Below are 7,623 nucleotides of genomic sequence, written 5' to 3'. Positions count from 1 at the left end.
CGCGCCCGCCGCGTGCGCCGCGGCGGCGACGCGTCGGATGTCGCAGACGTCCAGGCCCGGGTTGGACGGCGTCTCCAGCCAGACCAGGCGTGCGCCCTCGACCAGCGCGATCTGGGCGTCGTCCGCGGTAGGGGCCATCCGGACGCGGACCCCGTAGGACTCCAGGCGGTCCCGCAGCGCGCGGGTCGTCTGGTAGCAGTCGTCCGGCATCACGACGGTGTCGCCCGACGCGACCAGCGACAGCATCGCGGCGGACACGGCCGCCATCCCGGAGGAGAACACGGTCGTCGTGCCGCCGCCCTCCAGCTCGCTGATCGCCTCCTCCAGCAGCGTCCACGTGGGGTTGGCCTCGCGCCCGTAGGTGTACGGGCCGGCGGCCTCGCCGGACAGGTGGAAGTGCGCGGCGAACGCCGGCCCGGGGAGTTCGGGCGTCCACTGCTCGGGGGCGGGCCGTCCCGCCCGGACGCTGCGCGTGCTGTCGCCGTGGCCCATGCCGTCCTCCTCCGGGATCTCTGGCCCGAAGGCTAACCGCCCAGGCCGGCCGTCCCGTCGACCGGGGTGCGGCGACCTCTCGCACGGCCCCGCCGGGCGGCGGTCAGGGGCGGCGGCGGTGCGCGGGGGCCGGGTCGGGGTCGACGCCGCGCCGGGACGGGCCGGACGGCGCGGGCGACGGGGCCGGGGCGTCGCCGTCGGCCGGGGACGGCAGCAGGCCGATCTCCGACAGGTAGGCGCGGCCCCGGGGCGTGATGTCCCACAGGTTGCTGCGCCACTCCTTGCGCCGCCACACCACGCCCGCGGCGAGCAGCCGGCGGCCGACCCGGCTGATCTCGGTGTCGTCGGTGCCGAGCTCGGCGGCCAGCTCGCGGTTGGAGCGGCCGGGACGGGCGGCGACCGCGACCAGGAAGCGGGCGGCGTGGCCGCCGGGGCGCAGGCCGAGCTGCAGGCCGGACGGCATCCGGCGCAGCGCCCAGTCGGCGACGTCGATCAGGCCGAGGAGGCGGCCGCGCTGCTCGCGCTGGTCGGGATCGAGGGCCGGGACGTCCAGGTAACGGGTCCGGTGGAGCCACTGGAGACCGTCCTTGATGGCGGACAGCGCCGGTTCGTCGGCGCAGAGCGAGGCGTCGGTGATGAGCATGCCGAGCGCGCTGAACCGGCCCTCGTCGATCGACTCCGCCTGGTCAAGGGTCTCCAGCAGGCGTTCGGCCTCGGCGAGCCGTCCGCGGCTCGATCCGAAGGCGTCGGTCGCGCTGGTGGTGGTCGCCATGTCGGTTGGTCCTCGTTCCGTTCGGGGTCCGTCGCCGGATCGACTTCCTCGGCGTTCTTCGTCGTCTCTCTCCACTGTCCGTCGATGCCAAGTGAAAGTCAAGTGATCCGTCCCGCGCACGCCGCGGGAGGTCAGAGCCGTAGATCGGCGGAGCTAGCATCGAAGGACACCCCGGAACGCGGCGGCGACCCTGGAGGGCGGAGATGACGGATCGGCTCGCGGAGCACCCGCGCGAGGACGCGGACTACCCGGCCGACCCGGCGGACCTGTTCGTCCGGCTGTACGACGAGCTGCCCGAGCGGCTGCACCGGGCCTGGCCGCCGAACCTCTGGTACGAGGACGACCGCGTCCGGCGCGCCGCGGACGACCTGCGCGAGCGGATCTCCGACGAGGGCGGGCTGGACCCCGCCGAGACCGCCGGGATCGTCGAGGTGGAGGGCGACCGCGGCCGGTTCACGCTGCTGCTCGCGCTGGACGGCGCGCTCGCGCTCGCCAACCCGTACGGGCCCTTCCACGACGCGTCCGCGCTGACCGGGATCACCGTCCGGTACCTGGTCGAGGGGCGGTTCGACACCGGCGCGGCGGGCGGCGCGCTGCTCCCCCGCTGCGCCATGCCCGGACGCCCCGACGGCCTGCGCGCGCTCCCCGAGTTCTTCGGCGTCCACCGCGTCCCGCCGGACCTCTGGGACGGGCTGGAGCACACCCGGCTCCCGGCCGTCCACGACCCGCACCTCTGCCCGGACGAGCCGGTCGCGGTCGGCTGCGCGCCCATGCTGGAGTCCTTCGACGAGATGCGGATCGAGTTCGACGAGCGCGACGGGCGCACCGTCTACCGGCTGGCCCCGGCCGTCTCACCGCAGGTCCGCGCGCGGATCCGGACGATCCTGCGGCGGCTGGACGAGGCGGGCGCGCGGATCGCGGTGCTGCCCGAGGCGACGCTGTCGGACGAGCTGCTGGAGGCGTGGAAGGAGGCGGCGCGCGACACCGCCCGCCGGGACTCGCCGCTCCGGCTGCTCATGCTCGGGACCGGGCCGCTCGGCGGGGGCGACCCGGCGCCGAACCGGGCGGTGCTGATCGACCGCTGGACGGGCGCCGAACTCCTCGTCCAGGACAAGCTCAGCCCGTTCGTCCTCGACGAGCAGCAGATGCGCGAGTGGCAGCTGCCCGGCTCGCCGGACTCGGGCACCGCCGAGGAGGACATCGCGACCGGCTCATGTCCCCATTCTCGCGGGTCGTCGGCGCGCCGCCGCCCCCGCCCGCCCGTCCGCCCGTCCGCCCGCGCGGCGGCGCGCCGACGGCCGGGGGCGGTGCGGGAGGTCCGAAGCCGCGTGCGCGGCGCGGGTGAAGCCGGTGTGCGGCCCGGAAGGTCCGTGTTTGGGCTCGGGCGCTCACCTACGATGGGCGAATGGCGATGACGGACCTGACGCCCGCCGAGACCGAAGCGGCTCCGCGGCCCGCGTACCCGCCGCGGCTGCGCGACTGGCTCGCCCCGGCGATCCCCGGGAGCGCCCTGGCCGGCTGGCTGGGTCCGCTGCTGGTGACGGCGCTGGCCGGGTTCCTGCGGTTCTACCGGCTCGGCTCGCCCAAGTCGGTGGTCTTCGACGAGACCTACTACGCCAAGGACGCGCTGTCGCTGCTGAAGTTCGGCTACGAGCACACGACGGTGAAGGACGCCGACAAGATGCTCATCGCCGACCCGCACGCGAACATCTGGTCGGACGGCGGCAGCTTCGTCGTCCACCCGCCGGCGGGCAAGTGGATGATCGCCATCGGCGAGCAGCTGTTCGGCGCGACGCCGTTCGGCTGGCGGTTCATGCCCGCGCTGTGCGGGACCCTCGCGGTGCTGATCCTGGCCCGGGTCGTCCGCCGGATGACCGGTTCGAACCTGCTCGGCTGCGCGGCGGGCCTGCTGCTCGCGCTGGACGGCCTGTCGTTCGTGACCGGCCGGGCCGCGCTGCTCGACGTGTTCGTGATGTTCTGGGTCCTGGCCGGGTTCGGCTGCCTGGTGGTCGACCGGGACCGGTCGCGGCGGCGCCTGGCCGACCGGATCGACGGCGGCGACACCTCGGTGTACGGGCCGTTGGTCCTGCACGGCTGGCGGTTCGCCGCGGGGGCGTGCCTCGGCATGGCCGTCGCGACCAAGTGGACGGGCGTCTTCTACCTCGCCGCGTTCGGGCTGATGGTCGTCTGCTGGGACTACGGCGCCCGGCGCGCTGCGGGCGTGCGCGAGCCGCTTCCCGGCGCGCTGCTGCTGGACGCGGTGCCCGCGTTCTTCCAGCTCGTCGGCGTCGCGCTGGTCACCTACCTGGTCACCTGGTCCGGCTGGATCTTCAACGCGGGCGGCTGGGACCGCGGGACGCCCTCGTCGAACCCGCTGTGGCGGCCGTTCGAGGCGATGCCGAAGCTGTGGAAGTACCACCGGGAGATGCTGAACTTCCACAACGGCCTGCACGACCACCACCCGTACCAGTCGTGGCCGTGGGACTGGCCGATCCTGCGGCGGCCGGTGGCGTTCTACTACACCGAGCCGTCGGGCTGCGGGGCGAAGAAGTGCTCCAGCGAGATCCTCGGCATCGGCACCCCGGCGCTGTGGTGGGGCGCGATCGCGGCGCTGGTCGTGGCGCTGCTGCTCTGGCTGGTGACCCGCGACTGGCGGGCGGGGTCGGCCGTGCTGGGCTTCACGGCGGGCTGGCTGACCTGGTTCCCGTCCGCGTTCGACGACCGGACGATGTTCCTGTTCTACGCGACCCCGATGGTCCCGTTCATGATCATCGCGATCGTGCTGGTGCTGGGCCTGCTGGTCGGACCCGAGCGCCCGCCGGGGCCGCGCCGGGTGCTCGGCGCGGCCGGGGCGGGCGCGTTCATGCTGGTGGTGCTGGCGAACTTCGCCTACTTCTATCCGATCCTGTCCGCGCAGGTGATCACCTACAGCGAGTGGCACGACCGGATCTGGTTCAACTCCTGGATCTGACCGCCGGGCCGGGCCCCGCTTCCCGGGGCCCGGTGGCGCGGCGGGCGGGTCAGGACTTGAGCAGGCCGTTCATCTCGGTGATCTCGGCCTGCTGCGCCTTGATGATGGCGTCCGCCAGGGCCTTGGCCTCGGCCGACTTGCCGCTCTTCTGCTCCTGCTGCGCCATGGTGACCGCGCCCTTGTGGTGCTCGATCATCATGGTGAGGAACTTGCGGTCGAGGTCCTTGCCGGTGGCCTTGTTGTAGTCGGCCATCTGCTTCTCGGTCATCATGCCGTCCATGCCGTGGCCCATGCCCGCCATGGAGTCGTCGCCCGCGCCGGGGACGGACTCGCCCCAGCCCTTCAGCCAGCCGGACATCTTCTCGATCTCCGGGGCCTGCGCCTTCTCGATCCGGTCCGCGAGGTTCTTCACCTTCGGGTCGGCGCCCTTGGCGAGGACGGTCTTGGCCATGTCCACGGCCTGCCGGTGGTGCGGGATCATCATCTGCGCGAACATCACGTCCTGGGCGTTGTGGTCGCCCTGTGACACCGATCCCGACGCCGACGCCGACGAGCTCGGCATGGACATGCCGTCGTGCCCGGACATCTTGCCGTCCTTCTTGTCGTCCCCGCCGCAGGCGGCGGTGCCGAGGCCGAGAAGGACCGCCATGCCGACGGCCATGATCCGCTGCTTCTTCATCTGTCGATCTCCCTGTGCTCCATGTCCTTCGGCCGTGCCGTGTCCACGGCAGGGCCGTACTGCCGCCGAGGTCGCGGGGACCTCTACAGCCGCAGGACGCAGAGCCGGTGCAGATCGGGCGGACGGGCCCGCGGCGGACCGCGGCGACGCGTCCAGGGGGCCGCGGTGGGAAGTCGCGCGGGCAGCAGGGACACCGACCGGGCGACCAGGGCGACGGCGAAGGCGCCGAAGACCAGCAGCGCCAGGCAGACCGTCCCGCCGAGGCATCCGGCCATGTCATGGCCCATGTCGCGGAAGGCCGCGAGGACGCGGGCGGGCGTCGCGTCCGGCATGTGGCCGGTCGCAGCGCCGGACGCCGCCCCAGGTGTGGGCCGCTGCGCCATGCCGGACGGGGCGTCCGGCATGGGGTGGGCGGCCGCGCCGGGACCCGTCACCGGGACGGGGTCGGCGAAGTGGATCGGGGACGGGCTCGCGGACATCCCGTGCATCAGGAACAGGCCGGAGAGCAGGGCGGTCAGGAGCAGCGTGAGCGCCGCCCCCCGATATACCCCCCGCCCGTTCATGGGGACGATCCTACCCACCCTCGGAAAGGGCGGCGCACCGGTCTCGAGTGGGTGGGTCAGGAGACCGGTGCGCCGCTGATCGGGGCGTCCGCGCGCACGGGCGCGGGACGCAGGGTGCGGTGGCCCGCGAGGCAGGCCACCAGGGCGAGCAGGCCGCCGAGGCCCGCTCCGGCGAACGCGCCGGGCACACCCGCGAGGTGCTCGCCGTATCCGGCGACGAACGAGCCGAGCGCGCTGCCCGCGCCGATCGCCGCGACGATCCAGGCGAACGCCTCGGTGACCGTCCCGGCCGGGGCCAGCCGGTCCACCAGGGAGAACGAGCAGGCCAGGGTGGGCGCGAGGAACACGCCGCTGACGAACGCCAGGACGGTCATCACCGGCAGGCCGGGCGCCCAGGCGAGCGGCGCGTACCCGGCGGCGAGCAGCAGGAGCAGCCAGGGCAGCCGGACGTGCAGCTCGCCCGGCCAGGACCGCGCGCCGTAGACGAGCCCGCCGGCGAGCGCGCCCGCCGACATCGAGGCCAGCAGGATGCCGGACGCGGTTTCGGAGTCGAGCCGTTCGGCGTAGGCGACGACGGCGACCGCGTAGACGCCGAGCGCGATGCCCGCCATGCCCAGCGAGGAGAGCAGAACGCGCAGGCCGGAAGAGCGCAGCGGACCGGCCCAGTCCCCCGCCCTCGGCTCGCCGCGCCACCGCCGGGACGGCCCGGAACTGACCACCACGAGCGTCCCGGCGATGCCGAGGGCCCCGGTGAGCAGCAGCGCGACCGGGGTGCTGACCGCGGCGGCGGCCACGACCAGCAGCGGGCCGACGGTGAAGAGGATCTCCTGCGCGGCGGCGTCGAGCGCGTAGGCGGCGTGCACCTTGTCCGGGCCGTCCAGGACGGACGGCCAGAGCGCGCGCAGCCCGGCCTCCAGCGGCGGGGTGGCGAACCCGGCGATGACCACGGCGAGGACGGTCAGCGGGAGCGGGTCGGCCCCGAACGCCGCGAGCAGCGCGAACCCGGCCGCCGACGCGAGCGCGCCGGGCAGCAGCACGGGGGTCTGCCCGAACCGGTCCATGGCGCGGCCGAGGACGGGCTGCCCGACGGCCGTGGCCAGCCCGAGCACGGCGCCGAGTGTCCCGGCGAGCGGGTAGCCGCCGCCCGACGCGCGCACGTGCAGCACGACGGCGAGCATCGCCATGCCGTTGGGCAGGCGTCCGAGCAGGGTTCCGCCGAGCAGCCGCGCCGCGTGCGGGGTGCGGAGGAACTCCACGTAGCCGCGCATCACACTCCGAGGGTTGGGGTCATACGTATTACTAGCGCCATCATCATACGTATCACGTAGGCTGCCGCTGACCAATCCCGCGATGACCGATCCCGCGATGACCGCGACCGGCGCGAGCGCGCCGCCCGGGTCCCGGGCGGCGCCGGTGGCGGCCGGCGGGGGTCGTGGAGCGATGTCGCGCTCGCCGGGCCGCCGGGCCGCCGGGCGAGCCCCCAGGTGTGCCCGGCGGAGCCCGATGTCCCCTTTGAACAGCCGCCCGACCAGCAGGGACGTGGCGAGGGCGGCCGGCGTGTCGCAGTCCACGGTCTCGCTGGTGCTCGGCGGGAAGTGGTCCGGCCGGGTGTCGCCGGCGACCGCGGCGGCCGTCCAGGACGCGGCGGAGCGCCTCGGGTACCGGCCGAACCTGGCCGCGCGCAGCCTCCGGCTCGGCTCCACCCGGACGGTGATGCTGGTCGTCCCGACGCTGAGCGCGCCGTTCTTCGGCGCGGTCTACGAGGGCGCGGCGCGGGTCGCCGCGCGGCACGGGTTCGGCATCGTCGCCTACCCCTGGCCGGACGACGCGGGCCCCGCCGACAGCCCGTTCGCCGCCCCGCACGAGGCGATCGACGGGATCCTGTCCTCGTCGCTGGCCGAGGACGCGGTGAGCGGCTTCGCCGGGACGCCCGTCGTGATGCTCGACTCGGACCCGGCGGCCGAGGCCCCGACCGTCGTGTTCGACGTCCAGGCCGGGATGCGCGTGATCGTGGCCCACCTGGCCGGGCTCGGCCACCGCCGGTTCGGCCACGTCGCGTCGTCCATCGACCAGTGGACGTTCCACGCGCGCGGGCGTGCCCTCGCGGAGGCGGTGGCGGCTGTGCCGGGCGCGACGCTGGTCCGCG

General features: G+C 74.4%; 8 protein-coding genes. 3 read left to right on the top strand and 5 right to left on the bottom strand.

Annotated elements, in window-relative coordinates; all coding sequences use genetic code 11:
• On the bottom strand, positions 1-492 hold a 492-nt coding region (locus tag AB0J52_RS19830; protein WP_500183067.1), incomplete at its 3' end, for a PLP-dependent transferase.
• 103 nt (positions 493-595) lie between these two features.
• Positions 596-1,264 carry a hypothetical protein gene (locus AB0J52_RS19825; RefSeq protein ID WP_500183066.1) on the bottom strand — a complete coding sequence of 223 codons (669 nt, stop codon included), beginning with the start codon at positions 1,262-1,264 and terminating at the stop codon, positions 596-598.
• A 203-nt stretch (positions 1,265-1,467) separates the two neighbouring features.
• Here AB0J52_RS19825 and AB0J52_RS19820 point away from each other — a divergent pair, with 203 nt between their 5' ends.
• Together AB0J52_RS19820 and AB0J52_RS19815 are read left to right on the top strand one after the other, a co-directional pair.
• Complete coding sequence (locus AB0J52_RS19820; RefSeq protein WP_500183065.1) at positions 1,468-2,679, top strand: hypothetical protein; 1,212 nt, start codon at positions 1,468-1,470, stop codon at positions 2,677-2,679.
• Positions 2,670-4,235 (top strand): dolichyl-phosphate-mannose--protein mannosyltransferase, encoded by a 1,566-nt coding sequence (locus tag AB0J52_RS19815; RefSeq protein WP_500183064.1) that lies wholly within the window; start codon positions 2,670-2,672, stop codon positions 4,233-4,235. Before AB0J52_RS19820 ends, AB0J52_RS19815 begins: the two co-directional genes overlap by 10 nt.
• A 49-nt stretch (positions 4,236-4,284) precedes the next feature.
• Here AB0J52_RS19815 and AB0J52_RS19810 read toward each other — a convergent pair whose 3' ends face one another.
• The 3 genes from AB0J52_RS19810 to AB0J52_RS19800 all read right to left on the bottom strand — a co-directional run bounded on the left by AB0J52_RS19810 (position 4,285) and on the right by AB0J52_RS19800 (position 7,048).
• On the bottom strand, positions 4,285-4,914 hold the full coding sequence (locus tag AB0J52_RS19810; RefSeq protein ID WP_500183063.1) for a DUF305 domain-containing protein: 630 nt from the start codon (positions 4,912-4,914) through the stop codon (positions 4,285-4,287).
• Positions 4,915-4,997: 83 nt separating this feature from the next.
• The gene (locus tag AB0J52_RS19805) at positions 4,998-5,477 is read right to left on the bottom strand and encodes a hypothetical protein (RefSeq protein WP_500183062.1); all 480 of its coding nucleotides are present in this window, start codon (positions 5,475-5,477) and stop codon (positions 4,998-5,000) included.
• A gap of 56 nt (positions 5,478-5,533) precedes the next feature.
• Complete coding sequence (locus tag AB0J52_RS19800) at positions 5,534-7,048, bottom strand: MFS transporter (protein ID WP_500183061.1); 1,515 nt, start codon at positions 7,046-7,048, stop codon at positions 5,534-5,536.
• Between AB0J52_RS19800 and AB0J52_RS19795 the strand changes: the two genes are divergently transcribed.
• On the top strand, positions 7,035-7,623 hold a 589-nt coding region (locus AB0J52_RS19795), incomplete at its 3' end, for a LacI family DNA-binding transcriptional regulator (protein WP_500183060.1). The genes AB0J52_RS19800 and AB0J52_RS19795 overlap by 14 nt on opposite strands.

This window comes from Spirillospora sp. NPDC049652 (assembly GCF_040675125.1).
GTDB lineage: Bacteria > Actinomycetota > Actinomycetes > Streptosporangiales > Streptosporangiaceae > Spirillospora.
Note: the sequence above shows the minus strand (reverse complement) of the source record. Positions and strands in the feature narration are given on the sequence as shown.